General features: G+C 59.8%; 19 protein-coding genes. 9 read left to right on the plus strand and 10 right to left on the minus strand.

Annotated elements, in window-relative coordinates; translation table 11 throughout:
* Positions 1-14 precede the first annotated feature (14 nt).
* A complete protein-coding gene (locus MSKU9_RS06880) occupies positions 15-317 on the plus strand; it encodes a hypothetical protein (RefSeq protein ID WP_141260571.1) in 303 nt (100 codons plus the stop codon).
* Here the strand turns inward: MSKU9_RS06880 and MSKU9_RS06885 are convergent.
* Both MSKU9_RS06885 and MSKU9_RS06890 read right to left on the minus strand, forming a co-directional pair.
* Positions 312-1,262: an SAM-dependent methyltransferase gene (locus tag MSKU9_RS06885; protein WP_141260572.1), complete on the minus strand. Its 951-nt coding sequence runs from the start codon at positions 1,260-1,262 to the stop codon at positions 312-314. The two genes, MSKU9_RS06880 and MSKU9_RS06885, sit on opposite strands and share 6 nt — an antisense overlap.
* On the minus strand, positions 1,259-1,636 hold the full coding sequence (locus MSKU9_RS06890) for a DUF423 domain-containing protein (protein WP_141260573.1): 378 nt from the start codon (positions 1,634-1,636) through the stop codon (positions 1,259-1,261). Before MSKU9_RS06890 ends, MSKU9_RS06885 begins: the two co-directional genes overlap by 4 nt.
* A 560-nt stretch (positions 1,637-2,196) precedes the next feature.
* Here MSKU9_RS06890 and MSKU9_RS06895 point away from each other — a divergent pair.
* Both MSKU9_RS06895 and MSKU9_RS06900 read left to right on the plus strand, forming a co-directional pair.
* A complete protein-coding gene (locus MSKU9_RS06895; RefSeq protein WP_141260574.1) occupies positions 2,197-2,763 on the plus strand; it encodes a DUF4142 domain-containing protein in 567 nt (188 codons plus the stop codon).
* 46 nt (positions 2,764-2,809) lie between these two features.
* The gene (locus tag MSKU9_RS06900) at positions 2,810-3,382 is read left to right on the plus strand and encodes a cob(I)yrinic acid a,c-diamide adenosyltransferase (protein WP_141260575.1); all 573 of its coding nucleotides are present in this window, start codon (positions 2,810-2,812) and stop codon (positions 3,380-3,382) included.
* An 18-nt stretch (positions 3,383-3,400) separates the two neighbouring features.
* On the opposite strand, the gene MSKU9_RS06905 is transcribed toward MSKU9_RS06900, so the two are convergent.
* Positions 3,401-3,976: a gluconokinase gene (locus MSKU9_RS06905; protein WP_141260576.1), complete on the minus strand. Its 576-nt coding sequence runs from the start codon at positions 3,974-3,976 to the stop codon at positions 3,401-3,403.
* A gap of 416 nt (positions 3,977-4,392) precedes the next feature.
* Between MSKU9_RS06905 and MSKU9_RS06910 the strand changes: the two genes are divergently transcribed.
* Together MSKU9_RS06910 and MSKU9_RS06915 are read left to right on the plus strand one after the other, a co-directional pair.
* Positions 4,393-5,052, plus strand: coding sequence for a hypothetical protein (locus MSKU9_RS06910; RefSeq protein WP_141260577.1), 660 nt, complete (start codon positions 4,393-4,395; stop codon positions 5,050-5,052).
* A gap of 18 nt (positions 5,053-5,070) precedes the next feature.
* Complete coding sequence (locus tag MSKU9_RS06915) at positions 5,071-5,550, plus strand: hypothetical protein (RefSeq protein WP_141260578.1); 480 nt, start codon at positions 5,071-5,073, stop codon at positions 5,548-5,550.
* Positions 5,551-5,566: 16 nt separating this feature from the next.
* Here MSKU9_RS06915 and MSKU9_RS06920 read toward each other — a convergent pair whose 3' ends face one another.
* From MSKU9_RS06920 to gluQRS, 3 genes are all read right to left on the minus strand, one after another.
* Complete coding sequence (locus MSKU9_RS06920) at positions 5,567-6,793, minus strand: pyridoxal phosphate-dependent aminotransferase (RefSeq protein ID WP_141260763.1); 1,227 nt, start codon at positions 6,791-6,793, stop codon at positions 5,567-5,569.
* A 5-nt stretch (positions 6,794-6,798) separates the two neighbouring features.
* Complete coding sequence (locus MSKU9_RS06925) at positions 6,799-8,001, minus strand: pyridoxal phosphate-dependent aminotransferase (RefSeq protein ID WP_162851927.1); 1,203 nt, start codon at positions 7,999-8,001, stop codon at positions 6,799-6,801.
* A gap of 67 nt (positions 8,002-8,068) precedes the next feature.
* A complete protein-coding gene (gene gluQRS / locus MSKU9_RS06930; protein ID WP_141260580.1) occupies positions 8,069-8,947 on the minus strand; it encodes a tRNA glutamyl-Q(34) synthetase GluQRS in 879 nt (292 codons plus the stop codon).
* 221 nt (positions 8,948-9,168) lie between these two features.
* Here gluQRS and MSKU9_RS06935 point away from each other — a divergent pair, with 221 nt between their 5' ends.
* On the plus strand, positions 9,169-9,729 hold the full coding sequence (locus MSKU9_RS06935) for an HNH endonuclease (protein WP_141260581.1): 561 nt from the start codon (positions 9,169-9,171) through the stop codon (positions 9,727-9,729).
* A 27-nt stretch (positions 9,730-9,756) separates the two neighbouring features.
* Here MSKU9_RS06935 and MSKU9_RS06940 read toward each other — a convergent pair whose 3' ends face one another.
* On the minus strand, positions 9,757-10,071 hold the full coding sequence (locus tag MSKU9_RS06940; RefSeq protein ID WP_141260582.1) for a hypothetical protein: 315 nt from the start codon (positions 10,069-10,071) through the stop codon (positions 9,757-9,759).
* A gap of 386 nt (positions 10,072-10,457) precedes the next feature.
* Between MSKU9_RS06940 and hpnR the strand changes: the two genes are divergently transcribed.
* The 3 genes from hpnR (at position 10,458) to MSKU9_RS06955 (ending at position 12,888) form a co-directional block, all read left to right on the plus strand.
* Positions 10,458-12,002, plus strand: coding sequence for a hopanoid C-3 methylase HpnR (gene hpnR / locus MSKU9_RS06945; RefSeq protein ID WP_141260583.1), 1,545 nt, complete (start codon positions 10,458-10,460; stop codon positions 12,000-12,002).
* A gap of 213 nt (positions 12,003-12,215) precedes the next feature.
* The gene (locus tag MSKU9_RS06950) at positions 12,216-12,575 is read left to right on the plus strand and encodes a hypothetical protein (RefSeq protein WP_141260584.1); all 360 of its coding nucleotides are present in this window, start codon (positions 12,216-12,218) and stop codon (positions 12,573-12,575) included.
* A gap of 103 nt (positions 12,576-12,678) precedes the next feature.
* Positions 12,679-12,888 carry a heavy-metal-associated domain-containing protein gene (locus MSKU9_RS06955; RefSeq protein WP_141260585.1) on the plus strand — a complete coding sequence of 70 codons (210 nt, stop codon included), beginning with the start codon at positions 12,679-12,681 and terminating at the stop codon, positions 12,886-12,888.
* A gap of 147 nt (positions 12,889-13,035) precedes the next feature.
* Here MSKU9_RS06955 and MSKU9_RS06960 read toward each other — a convergent pair whose 3' ends face one another.
* The 3 genes from MSKU9_RS06960 to hslV form a co-directional block, all read right to left on the minus strand.
* Positions 13,036-13,479 carry a SufE family protein gene (locus tag MSKU9_RS06960; protein WP_193557650.1) on the minus strand — a complete coding sequence of 148 codons (444 nt, stop codon included), beginning with the start codon at positions 13,477-13,479 and terminating at the stop codon, positions 13,036-13,038.
* 104 nt (positions 13,480-13,583) lie between these two features.
* A complete protein-coding gene (gene hslU / locus MSKU9_RS06965) occupies positions 13,584-14,897 on the minus strand; it encodes an ATP-dependent protease ATPase subunit HslU (protein WP_141260587.1) in 1,314 nt (437 codons plus the stop codon).
* On the minus strand, positions 14,897-15,490 hold the full coding sequence (gene hslV / locus MSKU9_RS06970; RefSeq protein WP_141260588.1) for an ATP-dependent protease subunit HslV: 594 nt from the start codon (positions 15,488-15,490) through the stop codon (positions 14,897-14,899). Before hslV ends, hslU begins: the two co-directional genes overlap by 1 nt.
* Positions 15,491-15,542 lie beyond the last annotated feature (52 nt).

A 15,542-nucleotide genomic window follows, 5' to 3' on the forward strand; every position in this document is an offset into this window, starting at 1 on the left:
ACCAAGGGGAAACCATGTCTCCCAACCCTCCCCCCATGCCCACCATTACCCGGACCGTGTGCAAGACACTGGCGGTACTTGTGCTGACGGGACTGTTCATGCTCAGCCTGCGTTTCAGCGCCACCGTGGCGGGCATGGTCGACCGCGTGGCCGGGACCGGCATGTGGCTGGCCCTGTACCGTCTGGCCGGGGCAAATGATGCGACCGAGCAGGAACGGCTGATCGTAATGGCTGTCGCCCTGATATGCTGCCTGCTGGCGATCGGGGTGGTGGAAGTGGCGGACAGGCTGATCAGCCGCCGCCGCGCGTCATCATGACGGGTCGCGCTGCCAGAAAAAGGTCAGTTCATGCTTGTTATGCCACAGGTGCAGCACGCGGCCACCGGGAATGGCGGCAAAGGCATCCGCCGTGTCATGATCGGTTTCACCCTGAAACTTGATGGTCATGACGATGCGTGCGGCCCTGCCCGACGCAATCCACCGCCGCGCCAGCGCCAGCAGGCGGGTGGGATAGGCGATTATATCGGAAAACAGCCAGTCCACGGGATCACAGCTTTCAGGGTCCAGCCCGAATGCGCTTTCATACCGGCACGTCACGTTGGGCAGCCCCGCCACGTTTTCGGCAAGGGGTGAACGGTCAATCGCAGTGACATGCGCCCCGCAACTGGCCGCAACCCATGTCCACCCGCCGGGACAGGCCCCAAGGTCAATACAGCTTTCCCCCGCCACTGGCCACTGCCCCAGACGCAGCAACGCTTCCCACAACTTGAGATAGGCACGCGAGGGCGGGTCGGTGCGGTTTTCGACAAACGGGACCTCACCATTCACGAAAGGCGAGGACTTGGTGCGCGACAGCAGCAGCCGGTCAGCCGAAAGCAGCGTCCATGCCCCCAGATGCGCATCCGGCCCGACTGCGGGAAAGGTAAACGGTTTTGGCCGCAGCGGCGGCAGCGCGTCAGTCACCAGCGCACTGCGCCGGTGCAGGGTCGGCACATATCCGGCCCAGTTGCGCTGGATCGCCCGCATGATCCGCGCTGCCCCCTTGATGGACGGGACCGCATGTTCTTCCGGCGCATCCCATATATCCAGCGCCCACAGGCAGACCACCCGCGGCCTGGCGGACAGTGCCAGACGCCCGTGCCAGCACAGGTCACCGGCCCCCCGGCGGGCCAGTTCCTGCTCCATGATGGATTCAAACCCTGGTGGCGCCAGATAGGCGCTGCGCACTGTCCACGACGGCTGCGTGATATCCGTTGCGGTCATGAGCGCATGACCCCGACGGCCAGAAGCAGCCATGCCAGCATGAGCATGCTGCCCCCCGTGGGCGCGACCGGGCCGGGATGAATGCCCCAGAACGCCGTCAGCGCAACCCCCACGCTGAACAGTACGGTTCCCACCGCCATCATGCAGCCGGAAACGGAAACCAGCACCCTGCATCCCTGCTGGATCATCAGGACCGAAATGCCGATAATGGCCAGCGCGTGCCACATCTGCATCTGTATGGCCTGACGGGCCATGTCCCGCCCCCCTTCGGCAAAGAAACGGTCAGGCAGATGAGCGGTCAGTGCGCCCCCCATGACACTGGAAAACGCGGCCAGCGCCGCAAAACACAAGAGGAACCTGACAACAGTAGGCATTCGGTCTATCCGCAAAACAGGGTGACAACCCGCATCGGGCGCGGGCGGGCACACCCTACTCCGCGCATGGGTCAATCGTATAGGTCACGCCGACGGGAAGCTGTCGTGCCAGATGTCGGTATCATGAAATTCCATTCATGCATGCGACGGGTCCCTACCGGTAAAGTCAGTTACCAACATTAAGACGAACCTGAATCCGTTACCGCAGAAAACGAAAATACTTCATATCAGGCTTAACATACCTATAAAATTTCCGAAAATTCATAAATGAGTATGAAAGTATATCCATATATCAGATATACAATACATATAATTTACAATATTTTTTATTATTATGAATTAATAATCATAATTTATTGTTCATCATTATGGATTTTCTTAAATTTTATTGCCACAACCACAAACGCACAGCCCTGTTTATTACCCACACCCTGCCCGGAGCCAACGATACAATACCCTTCCCATACCGCATGGCCGCTTTGTATGGCCCACCAAAGCTGATAAAACAGGGTGACATTCAGTAAAGCCGCCTGGATTTCACACGTTAGGAAGATGACAATATGAAACGTTACGCAGTCTGGTTCCTTTTTGCGTCCGTCAGCCTTCTTCCTGCCGTTGTCATGGCCCGCCCTGCGCCAGCGCCCGCCCCAGCGGCGGCAGGTGCGGCGGAACCGACGCTGCCGCCGCTGACGGAATCAGATTCCACCTTTGCCGAAAACGTTTCCGCGCTGAATACATTTGAAATGACCATTTCAAAAATGGCCACGACACAGGCCAAACGCCCGAAGGTGCAGGAATTCGCCGAAAAATCACTAAAAATGCACACAGCGAACCAGAAGACCCTGTCCACCATGACGCTGAAGCACGGACTGGAACTGCACCAGGACATGAGTTCGGACGAAACAGAGGTCGCGGATGACCTGAAGACCCAGAACGGAACCAAATTCGACCGCACCTATCTTGACCTGCAGGCCCAGGCGGCAAGCGATGCGCTGGCCATGTTCCAGAACGAAGCGGAATCAGCCAGTGACCCGGACCTGAAAGCCTACGCTTCCGCCACGGCTGATACGCTGCAGGCCCACCTGAACGAAGCCATGAAGCTGGGAGCCAGCAAACCCTCCCGGTAACAATGACCACCAGATCAGGATACCGGATTTACAGGCGGGAGCATTCATGACCATTCGCATCGACCGGATCGTGACGCGCGGCGGGGACAGGGGGCAGACCTCGCTGGGCAATGGGGAACGGGTCCCCAAGAATTCGGCACGGATCGAGGCCCTTGGTGCGCTGGATGAAGCCAATGCCATCATCGGCCTGCTGCGCGGCACCCTGCCCGCTGGTCGCAACGCAACCTTCATTGCATGGATACAGGGGCTGCTGTTCGATATCGGCGGCGCGGTCTGCATGCCGGTCAGCCCGCCCCGCCCGCTTCCCCATGCGGCTGCCGCCCTTCAGGCCATGGAAAACGAGGTCGAACGCCTGCGCGCCGACATTGCGCCGCTACGCAGCTTCATCCTGCCCGGTGGCACGTCAGCCGCCGCCCACGCCCATCTGGCACGCACCGTGGTGCGCAGGGCGGAACGGCGGCTGGCAACACTGGCGCAACAGGATGATATCGGCACCGATATCCCCGCCTGCATGAACCGCCTGTCGGATTATCTGTTCGTGCTGGGGCGCCACCTTAATGACAATGGGATGACCGACCTGACATGGGTGCCAGCCTCCCCGCCCCCCGACCCGACCTGAACGGCCGGGCTGCCTGCATTACGCTGGCAGGCCGGACAGATGCGCACAGGCCTGTTCCGCCAGATGGTCCTGTGCCGCATTGACATCCAGCGCCATGACGACCTCATCATCCATGTCAGGTTCCTCCAGCGTGGCAAACTGGCTGTCCAGCATTGCGGCCGGCATGAAATGCCCCATCCGCTGCCCCAGACGCGGGGCTATATCGTCCCTGCTGCCCTTGAGGTAGACGAAACAGACATCTTGACTGCCACCGCCAATATGCTCGCGGTATTTCCGCTTCAGCGAGGAACAGGTCACGATCCCGCACTGGCCCGCAGCCCCCCATTCACGGACCTGCTGCGCGATGCGCTCCAGCCATGGGGCACGGTCCTCGTCCGTCAGGGGGATACCACTGCTCATCTTGGCGATATTATGCGCGGTATGCAGGTCATCGCCCTCGATCACGGGCCAGCCCAGACGTTCGGCCATAAGATGGGCCACGGTACTCTTGCCGCAGCCCGAGACCCCCATGACGATCAGCACGCGTGGCCGCTTGCCCTGCCGGAGCCTGCGTGAGAGGGAAACCGAAACCGTCTGCTGGTCGATGTTACACATTCCGCGTCCTGTCGGATATTATCAGGAAAACCCATACCAGACCTTATCTGGACCAACCGGCCACCCGAACGCAAGCGAGCAGGCTGTGAAGGGCCACATACTGGCAGAATATAAGGTGTTATTTTTATACATAATTTAAATGACTTCTAAAAATATATGCGGAATTATATTTATCCATCATTATTTATTATACTGAGCGAATAGTATTTTACTTCAAAAACAGTCATAAATAATAAATAATATGTTATCGTGTTATATTGTTCCTTATGCCCTTGCACAAGTTGGCGGAAAAGAATTATATACTCAATCAATCACCTAAAAACAGGCACCATTGGTATACTGGTTGTAGGAATAGATTCCTAAATATCATTTCAGCCACACCGTTCATGGTGCATTGAATTATCGAGAGTTCCGCTGTGTCATCATACAATGATTTTCTTTCCTTCCCGAAAGAAGAAGACCAGAACACCCATCGGGAAGAAGTAAATGAATCCGCATTCCGGCAGGCGCTTGAACGACTGGGCAAGGGCAAGCCCGCGCCCCGTGGCGCAGGTGCCGCAAAGACACCAGCACCCAAGGCCCGTCCGGCCCGTCAGGCCGACCCCACGCAGCGCCGACGTAAATTCGTGCAGGATGGCGATGTCCGGGTCGAACATCATTCGCTCGCCACGGGCCGCGCCACCCCGCGCGCCATTCATGCACAGCAGGAAGACCGTGGCGAAATCGAACAGCTGCGCCACAAGGTACAGTTCGAACAGAAACTGCGCGAACAGGCCGAACTGCGCCTGTCGGAAGCACAGGCACAGATCCGTTCCCTGACCACACGCATTGGCCATGCCGATGTCATTGCGGCAGAACACAAGGGCAAACTGGCGGCGCGGGATACGGAATTACTGGCCGTGCGTGCGGACCTGTTCAATGCCCGCGAAGAAAACAGCCAGTTGCGTGAAGAACTGACGCGCCTGAAATCAAGGCAGCGCACAGTAGAATCCCGTCCCACACCAACACGGGCCACCGACCCGCAGGACGAAACCCCGGCGGATGAACCCGAACCCGTCAAGTGGTGGCTGCGCTAGGCACTGGCGGCGCACTACATGACCCCGGAAGCCCCGCGTCATAATCCGGCGGCGCGACAACGTCAGGTTGGACTTGTCATTGTCGCGACATGTACTTCCGCCAGTCTGGCCATACTGGTCCTGCTGCCGCTGGTCAGCGGGCTGGTCAACCTGCTGCGCGATATCCTGGGCGTGCTGATCCTGCCCTTTTCGTTCATGTTCGGGCTGGGGGGCGAAGGGGGACAGTCCCCCGCCCTGTTGCGCCTGCTGTCGGATATGGGCATGCAGACACAGGCCCACCCGCTGCGGCTGGGTGGGGCCGCCATACTGGAACTGGTCGCTGTTTTCCTGTTTGTCATTGCCGAACGGCTGGGTGGCCGCACGGGTTACATGGGGGCCTGTGTTGCATCGGCCGGGGCGATTGGCCTGTCGGGGCTGCCACTGGCCATGCCGCTGCTGCCCGCCATCGTGACGGAGGGGGTTTTCATGCTCTGCCCCCCCTCACCCGATCCGGACTGATCCCGGACGACGGGCGTCAGTTCAGCCCGTCCACAAACCGCGCGATCCGCGCACAGCTTTCCTTCAGGATATCGTCACTGGTGGCATATGACAGGCGCAGGTAAGGCCCCTGCCCGAAGGCCGATCCGTGCACTACCGCCACGTGCTGTTCCGTCAGCAGGGCGATGGCGAAATCCTGATCCGTTTCCAGCCTGTGGCCACCAGCCGAAACACGCCCCATGCACCCCGCAATGCCGGGATAGGCATAGAAGGCCCCATGCGGCATGGCGCAGGTCAGCCCCGGTATGGCGCGCAATGTGGACACCACCATTTCCCGCCTGCCTGCATAAACCGCGCACATCTGCGCGATAATATCTGCCGGGCCATCAAGTGCCGCCACTGCTGCCGCCTGGCTTATGGAACAGATGCCCGATGTGGCGCTGCCCTGTATGGCCGTCATGGCGCGGATCAGGGGTATGGGACCACCTACGTACCCCACGCGCCAGCCGGTCATGGCATAGGCCTTGGACACGCCATTCAACGTCAGGATACGGTCCTTGAGGTCAGGTGCCACGGCAGCGAGGGAATGATGCCGCAGCCCGTCATACAGCAGGTGTTCATAAATCTCGTCCGACAGGACATGGACGTGGGGATGACGGCGCAGGACTTCGGCCACGGCCTCCAGATCAGCCTGTCCCATCGTCCCGCCGGTCGGGTTGTTGGGGAAGTTGAGGACAAGCCATTTGGTGCGTGAGGTAATGGCCGCTTCCAGCGCCCGTGCGGTCAGGCGGAAACCATCGGCCTCGTGACAGTCGGCATAGACCGGCGTGCCACCGAACATCTGCACGATCAGCGGGTAACTGACCCAGTACGGTCGGGGAATGACCACTTCATCCCCCGGCTGTACCGTCGCCATGAATGCATTGAAAATGACCTGCTTGCCGCCATTGGACACCATGATTTCGGCCGGCGCGTAGTCCAGCCCGTTTTCACGCGCGAATTTGCGTGCAATGGCTGCCTTCAGCGCGGGCGTGCCATCCACGGGCGGATATTTTGTCTGCCCGTCCAGTGCTGCGCGGTGTGCGGCCTCGATCACGGCAGCGGGGGTGGCGAAATCAGGTTCCCCCAATGCAAGGGACAGCACCTTCTCCCCCTTCGCACGCAGGTTGCGTGCACGCTGGGCCATGGCGATGGTGGCTGGTACCGTCAGGCGATCCATCCGCTGTGCAAACAGCGGATGGGTCCGGTCCGCATCCATGTCCATCACCCTTAACGCAGTCCGGCGCAGAAACGCTGGATGCGCAGGCAGGCTTCCTTCAGGCTGTCGGTATCGGTGGCGTAGGAAATGCGGAAATGCCCGGCGAACATGAACGCGCTGCCATGCACGGCGGCTACACCCTCCTCATCCAGCAATGCGGTGACAAAGGCCTCATCCGTGTCAATCAGCGTGCCCCCCGCGCTGGTCTTGCCAAGACAGCCGACCAGTGACGGAAAGACATAGAACGCCCCTTCCGGCACCGGGCAGTGCAGGCCGCGGGTCTCGTTCAGCATGCCCACCACAAGGTCACGCCGCGCCTGATAGGTGCTGACCATGGTGCCGATGAAATCCTGCGGCCCGGTCAGGGCTTCCACCGCCGCCGCCTGACTGATCGAACAGGGGCCGGATGTGGACTGGCTCTGCAGCTTGTTCATTGCGCGCGTCATCTGCACGGGGGCTGCGGAATAGCCGATGCGCCAGCCGGTCATGGCATAGGCTTTCGACACGCCGTTCATGGTCACCGTACGGTCACGAAGCCGGGGTTCCACCTCCACCACCGTCGGCGCGTGGAAGCCATCATACACCAGCTTGTTGTAGATGTCGTCCGTCAGTATCCACACATCGGGATGACGCAGCAGCACGTCACACAGGCCACGCATTTCCGCGGCGGAATAGGCGGCCCCCGTCGGGTTGTTGGGAGAGTTGAGCAGCAGCCAGCGCGTGCGCGGGGTGATCGCGGCTTCCAGATCGGCAGGCTGCAGCTTGAAGCCGTTTTCCGCACTGCACGGCACGATGACCGGCGTGCCTTCGGCCAGCGAGACGATATCGGGATACGACACCCAGCACGGCGCGGGAATGATCGCCTCATCCCCCGGATTTATGGTCGCCACCATGGCGTTATAGATGATCTGCTTGCCGCCGTTGGAGACGATCACCTCATCCCACGTATAGTCCAGACCGCTATCGGCGCGGAACCGCTCGGCAATGGCCCGGCGCAGGGCGGGCGTGCCCGCGACATCGGTATATTTGGTCTCACCCGCCGCGATGGCCTGCATGGCCGCCTTCTTGATCGTGTCCGGGGTATCGAAATCCGGCTCACCGGCGGAAAGGCTGATAATGTCCTTTCCCGCCGCCTTGAGCGCACGCGCCTTGGTTGAGATGGCGATCGTCTGGCTGGGGCTGATCCGGTCCAGCCGGGCGGCGGTAAGATCCATGATATCAAGATCCATCAACAGTGAATTAAAGACAGGCCGGCACGCTGCCGGGCAACGGGCGCGTAGCCTAGTGCGAACACGCAGCGGTGGAAACAGCAGATATGTGATCGGGCTGCACTGCTGCGGCGCATACCTGTTGTGGCGTCATGCCCGCCGCGCGCATGGCCCGGATGGACACCGCGCCGTCGCGCTTGGCCAGCCGCCTGCCCGTGTCATCACATAACAGCCTGTGGTGGCTGTAACACGGCGCGGGCCAGCCCATGACATGCTGCAGCAGGCGGTGCAGCGCGGTGGCGGCCATAAGGTCTTCCCCCCGCGTCACAAGGGTCACGCCCTGCAATGCATCATCATGCGTGACACACAGGTGGTAGGACGCGGGCACGTCCTTGCGCGCCAGCACTACATCACCAAAACGCTGCGGCTGGCACGGGTAATCCCCGTGACCCAGTTCATGCCATGTCAGGTCCCGCGCACCGGACAGCTGCATGGCCGCCGCCATATCCAGCCGCAGCGCATGGGGCACCCCCGCAGCAAGCCAGTCCGCCCGCTGCACGGGATCCATGTGGCGGCACGTGCCGGGATAGACCTGGGTACCATCGGGGGCGTGGTGGGGGGCGCCTGCGGCCTCGGCAATGTCACGCCGGGTGCAGAAGCACGGATACAGCAGGCCACGTGCGCCCAAGGCGTCCAGAACGCGGCGGTAGTCCGGCATATGCTGCGACTGCCTGCGCACCGGCTGTGGCCATGACAGCCCAAGCCAGCCGAGGTCCTCGTACAGATCAGTGATGAATTCGGGACGACAGCGGACAGTGTCGATGTCTTCCACCCGCAGAAGGAAGGTGCCACCCGACTCCACAGCCCTGCGCCAGCCATGCAGGGCCGACGCGACATGACCAAGGTGCAGGTGCCCCGTAGGGCTGGGGGCAAAACGGGTCGTGACTGCCATTATCGAACCAAAACAGCAAGATAGCGGAAAAATCCGCAACTTTCCTGCTTTCCTCTATGCATGAAGGGCACCCAACGGCCCCACGCGCGCGACTTGCCACGCCATGCGGGGTCTGCAATAGATTCCTATAGTTATCTGACGACGACGCACAACCACAGGCGTTCGCTTCGCTACAGAATACGCCTGAGCATTGTGCGCGGCATTCGGAAAGGAATGCGTCCGTGCCCTGTGACAGTCAATACCTGCCTGCCCTGGTCCTGAATGCAGATTTCAGGCCGCTTTCCTACTTCCCGCTTTCCCTGTGGTCATGGCAGGACGCCATCCGCGCCGTCTGGCTGGACCGCGTATCGGTGCTGAGCGAATATGACACCGTCGTACGCTCCCCCACCCACAGCCTGCGCCTGCCCAGCGTCATCGCGCTGAAGGACTATATCCCTTCCGCCCGCAAGCCCGCCTTCACCCGCTTCAATGTCTTTTTGCGGGATAATTTTTCCTGCCAGTACTGCAACACCCGCTTCCCGACACAGGAACTGACGTTCGACCACGTCATCCCACGCAGCAAGGGCGGACGGACAAGCTGGGAAAATGTTGTGACCGCATGCAGCCCGTGCAACCTGATAAAGGGATCATACATGCCGCACCAGATCCGCATGTATCCCGACCGCACGCCCGCACGCCCCACCAGCCGCAGGCTGCAGGAAAACGGCCGCGCCTTTCCACCCAACTACCTGCATGAAAGCTGGCGCGACTATCTGTACTGGGATACCGAACTGGAAAACTGAGCGGACCGGGGCACAGGCCCCGACACGTTATTTTGTATAGCTGTAACCATATTCGTCCGCCATCTTCTGCAGGTCAGGTGCGCCACGCAGCTTCAGCGGCAGCGGCTCGGCGTGCTTGTGATTCCTGCTGAAGACGAAGTTATGGTCGCTCATCCGCTGGCAGGTATTCGCCGCGATGGGAAAACTGAGCTGCATGGTGGTGCCCATCTGTTCGCGCAGGCACTTCACATCGCTTTCGAAGGGCTTGCGTCCGATTTCAGCGGTACAGCCGCCTACCATAACCAGCCCGCATGCCAGAAGCCCTAGGCGGGCGGACATTTTTTCCACGATTTTCAGCTTCATTTCGACCCCGTCGCTTAAGCGGAGCCGACACTGCCACGAAAGTGCCCCCTGCGATAGGGGACATGAAGGCCACCGGCGCGCTGCTGCGTTCGCAGCGCATAGGTCCCCTACCCCTGAAGCCGAGCATGAAAGAAAAACATACCAGCCCATGAAATACAGCAAAGGGTACGCAGGCATTAACTGCATGCATAGGTGATATTACCGTGAATTGGATGACAGATCACACTTATATTGCCACCCTCTGTCATTATTCTTATTTTTTCTAAATCGTGTCTGATATATAAAAAATACAAATACAGCGTTGGTCCGGCTGTAAATTTGTTACCGGATTGCGTATGCACTGCCGTGCTGTGACACCGTCCCCATCGATGCCCTGAGGTAAAAGAATGAGATTACTGGCCGTTCATCCAAGCTCGCTCATGTACACGAAGGTCTTCCTGCGTCTTGAACCGCTGGGGCTTGAACTGGTTGCCGGTGCTGCGCGCAACAAGGGACATGATGTGGAAATCATCGACCTGCAGGTCGAGAAGCATCCCGATTACTGGGAACGCATCGAGCGATTCCGCCCCCACGCCATCTGCTTTTCCGGCAACTACCTGGCCAATGTCCCCGAGATCATTGACCTGTGCAAGGAAACGCGCAAGCGCCTGCCCAACGTGTTCCTGTTCATTGGCGGGCACTCGATCTCGTTCATCGCGCGTGACGTGCTGGCACTGTCTGACGGGGCCATCAACTGCGTGCTGAAGGGGGAGGGCGACGCAACCGTCGGCCTGCTGCTGGAAGCCTGGGAACAGGGCAAGGACCTGCTGACCGTGCCAGGTGTCGTCACCATGGAAGGCGACGGCCCGCCGCCGATCTTCATCGAATCCCTTGATGAAGTCCGCCCCGCACGTGACCTGCTGCGCCACCGCCGCAAGTACTTCATCGGCACGCTGGACCCGGCAGCGTCGATCGAATTCGCCCGTGGCTGTCCGTGGGACTGCACGTTCTGTAGTGCATGGACCTTCTATGGCCGGTCCTACCGCACCGCCAGCGCCAAGGTGATTGGCGAGGAACTGCAGGAAATCAAGGAACCCGGCATTTTCATCGTCGATGACGTGGCCTTCGTCCATGCCGAACATGGCCTTGCCATCGCCGATGAGATCAAGCGCCGCAACATCAAGAAGGAATACTACCTCGAGACCCGCGCCGACGTGCTTATGCGCAACAAGGAAGTGTTCGCGGTCTGGAAGGAAATCGGCCTGAGCTACATCTTCCTGGGGCTGGAAGCGGTCGATGCGGAAGGACTGAAGCGATTCCGCAAGCGCGTATCGATGGACCGCAACTTCGAAGCACTGGACTATGCCCGTTCGCTGGACCTGATCGTCGCCATCAACCTGATCGCCGACCCGTCATGGGACCGCGAGCGTTTCGAGGTAATTCGCCAGTGGTGCCTGGAAATACCGGACATCGTGAACATTTCCGTCACCACCCCCTACCCTGGCACGGAAATCTGGGAAAGCGAGTCACGCAAGCTGACCACGCGTGACTATCGCCTGTTTGACATCCAGCACGCGGTCATGCCCACCACGCTGCCGCTGCGTGAGTTCTATGAAGAACTGGTCAAGACCCAGCAGATCCTGAACAACAAGCATCTGGGCTGGAGCGCAATCAAGGATACGCTGGGCATTGCCCTGCGCCTTGCGTTGCGTGGACAGACCAACTTCCTGACCATGATCTGGAAGTTCAACTCCGTCTTCAATCCCGACCTGCAGATGGCTGACCACGCGCAGAAGCCGGAATATGAAATGCCGCTGAAGCCGGAAGGCACCGACCAGAAAGTGGACCGCAAGACGCTGTATGTTCATGGTCCTGCCGGGCGCAAGTCGCGCAAGCTGGATGATGATACGGAAAAGTTTGTGGATGAAACCCGCATGAGCACGGTTGACTGAACAGCCACGCCTCACCGCATCCATAACCCGAAAGGCCGGTTGCTTCATGCACCGGCCTTTTTTGTGCCCTGACACCACATGATCCTACACACGCGGCCAGCCCCTGCCAGAACGCAGGGACCGCCGCAGCAGGCCGATGGCGGACCGGTTGGGAACATATAGATACCGCCGCCAATGGGACAGCATGAGCCTTTCCGCAGCCCCCGGAAAGCCATGAAACGATTTGCGGCGCACATGGATCATGCGCCGTTTGCCTCAAAAACCATCCACATCAATTTTATTACAGATGATAATATCTTACATCATCAATATGCGCCAAACCGATACGGTTCCAGCCCTGTCCATCCAGGCCATGCGACAGCATTGATCGTGCCCATGATGCGCCTGTGGTTCTGCCTTCATGGAATACAGGGACTGTTTGAAAAGTCAGCCTGGGAAACATCCTGCAATCAGAAGGACGTTTGGGGGGCTTTTTTCAAAAAACTTCAGAAAACGCCGCTTTTTGAAAAAAGGCGATCCCCCCCAAATTTTACTGTTTTTTGTCAATTGGTTATTTTTAGACAGCCTTATTAAATTGAGGTGATGGCGTTAAATGCTCTTATCTGGTGTAATTGCGCCGGTTCTCAACCACAGGCACCCATACAGGCTGCCAGCAGGTGCTAAAGGCGATCAGATCATGGAAACAATAACACTGAACATAAGCGGCATGACCTGTGATGGATGTGCATCCAAAGTCGTGCGCGCACTGGAAGCCGTGGACGGCGTGTCGATGGTGGAAGTCTCGCTCGAACAGGGCAAGGCCTTCATTACCTATGACGGACGCACCACCAACCCCGAGGACCTGTTTGCTGCCGTTGACGATGCAGGCTTTGACGCAGGCTACTGACCTGCATGGGCAGGCCTGATCGGCCGCCCCTTCAGGCGCTAAAGATAAGAAGTTTCTGGTGAAGCTTTTTTTCAGAAAGTTTCAGGGAACGCCGCCTTTTTGAAAAAGGCGGCATCCAAAAACTTTTATTCTTTTTTGCCAACAGATTCAGGCAGGCATGGCTGCGGCAGCCTTGCGTATGGCCTGCGCCATGGCTTCCACCCCGTTGCCCCGGTTGGTGGACAGGGCCTGCACCAGGCCAAGGTCACGCAGAAATTGGGGATCCGTATTCAGGATCTCGTCCCGGCTGCGCCCCGAATAAACCCGCAGCAGCAGCGCCACCAGTCCCGACACGATGGCCGCATCCGATGCACCGGCCAGGTACAGCAGGCCATCATGCGGCTGCACTTCCATCCAGACCTGGCTCTGACAGCCCGGCACGCGGTGGGCATCGTCCTGCCATTCAGTGGGGAATGGTGGCAGCTTGCGCCCCAGTTCGATGATATACTGGTAACGCTGCATCCAGTCATCAAACAGGGCCAGTTCCTCACCAATTTCCGCGATGGCATCAGCGGCGGTATCGTCCTCGGGCTTTACGAAGGGGTCGGTCATCATCTTTCCTGTTACGCAGGGCCTCAATACTGGGCCGGAAAACGGGATGGAACGCAAAGGGCCGCACCCTTCTGGCGCGGCCCCGCGCATCGGCAGGTACTGCCCTACAGGATAAAGCGGCTCAGATCACCCTTGCGGGCTAGCGGGGCCACCCGGTTCTGGACGTCCTCGGCTGTGATCACCACGTCTTCCCCGCTCCGGTCGGCGGCGGTGAAGGATACGTCCTCCAGCAGGCGTTCCAGCACGGTGGCCAGACGCCGCGCACCGATATTCTCGACCCGTTCATTGATGTCGGCCGCCAGTTCCGCCAGCGCGTCAATCGCCCCATCAGTAAAGGACAGCGTGACCTTTTCCGTGCCCAGCAGGGCGACATACTGCTGCAGCAGCGAATGTTCCGGCTCGGTCAGTATCCGGCGTAGGTCCTCACGCGTCAGCGAAGCCAGTTCCACGCGGATGGGCAGACGCCCCTGCAGTTCGGGCAGCAGGTCGGACGGCTTGGCGATATGGAACGCACCGGATGCGATGAACAGGATATGGTCCGTGCGCACGGGACCATATTTGGTGGAAACGGTTGTCCCTTCGATCAGGGGCAGCAGGTCGCGCTGCACCCCTTCGCGCGAGACATCACCGCCACGCGATCCCCCTTCGGACGCACGCGCACAGACCTTGTCGATTTCATCAAGAAAGACGATGCCATGATCCTGCGCATGGGCCACGGCTTCACGCGTCAGGGTTTCGGTATCCAGCATCTTGTCCGCTTCCTGGCGGATCAGGGCGGCGCGGGCTGCTGCAACCGTCATGCGCTTCTGCTGCGGCATGCGGTTCATGAAGCCCTTCATCATGTCAGAGAAGTTGATGACCGCACCGGGCGTCATGTTTGGCATGTCGGACGGTGACGGGCTGCCCCCTTCAGCAATCGAGATCTCGACTTCCTTGTTTTCCAGCTCACCCCCGCGCAGCATCCGGCGGAACTTGTTGCGCGTCTCGGACGACGCCCCCTCGCCCACCAGCGCATCGAGCAGGATATCCTCGGCCGCCTGTTCGGCGTTCTTTTCAACATCCTTGCGGCGCAGGTCGCGCAGCATGTTGATCGAGGACTCGACCAGATCACGCACTATGCTTTCCACATCGCGGCCGACATAGCCGACTTCGGTAAACTTCGTGGCCTCGACCTTCAGGAACGGCGCCTGCGCCAGTTTGGCCAGACGGCGCGCGATTTCGGTCTTTCCGCATCCCGTCGGCCCGATCATCAGGATGTTCTTGGGCACGACCTCGTCACGCATCGCATCCGTCAGCTGCGCGCGCCGCCAGCGGTTGCGCAGCGCAATGGCCACGGCGCGTTTCGCATCGGCCTGGCCGATGATGTAGCGATCCAGCTCGGCCACGATCTCACGCGGGGAATGATTGGGGATTTCCATTACGCCGCTCCGTCCTGCGCATCCGCGCCCAGTGTCTCCACAATGACGGAATGGTTGGTGTAAACACAGATGTCACCGGCGATCTTCATCGACCGCCGTGCGATATCGACCGCCGGTAGCCCTTCGATCCCCAGCAGCGCGCGCGCAGCCGACAGCGCGTAATTCCCGCCCGAACCGATGGCGATGATGCCGTCCTCGGGTTCCAGCACGTCGCCATTGCCGGTCAGGGTGAAGGAACGTTCAGCATCCGCCACGGCCATCATCGCCTCCAACCGGCGCAGGTAGCGGTCCGTGCGCCAGTCCTTCGCCAGTTCGACGCAGGCGCGTTCAAGCTGGTTGGGATAGCGTTCCAGCTTGTTTTCCAGCCGTTCCAGCAGGGTGAAGGCATCCGCAGTTGCCCCCGCGAAACCGGCAAGGATCTGCCCGGTGGGGCCGATGCGACGCACCTTGCGGGCATTCCCCTTGATCACGGTGGCGCCCAGCGTCACCTGCCCGTCGCCCGCCATGGCAACCTGGCCATCACGCCGGACACATAAGATGGTTGTTCCATGCCACCCGACAGGGTCATGGGGTGATGAATGATATTCTTGCATATCAATAGAAATAAAACGTTCTCACGCCAGCACAAGGGGCAAGGCCGCACAC

It is taken from the genome of Komagataeibacter diospyri (genome assembly GCF_006538165.1).
Lineage (GTDB): Bacteria > Pseudomonadota > Alphaproteobacteria > Acetobacterales > Acetobacteraceae > Komagataeibacter > Komagataeibacter diospyri.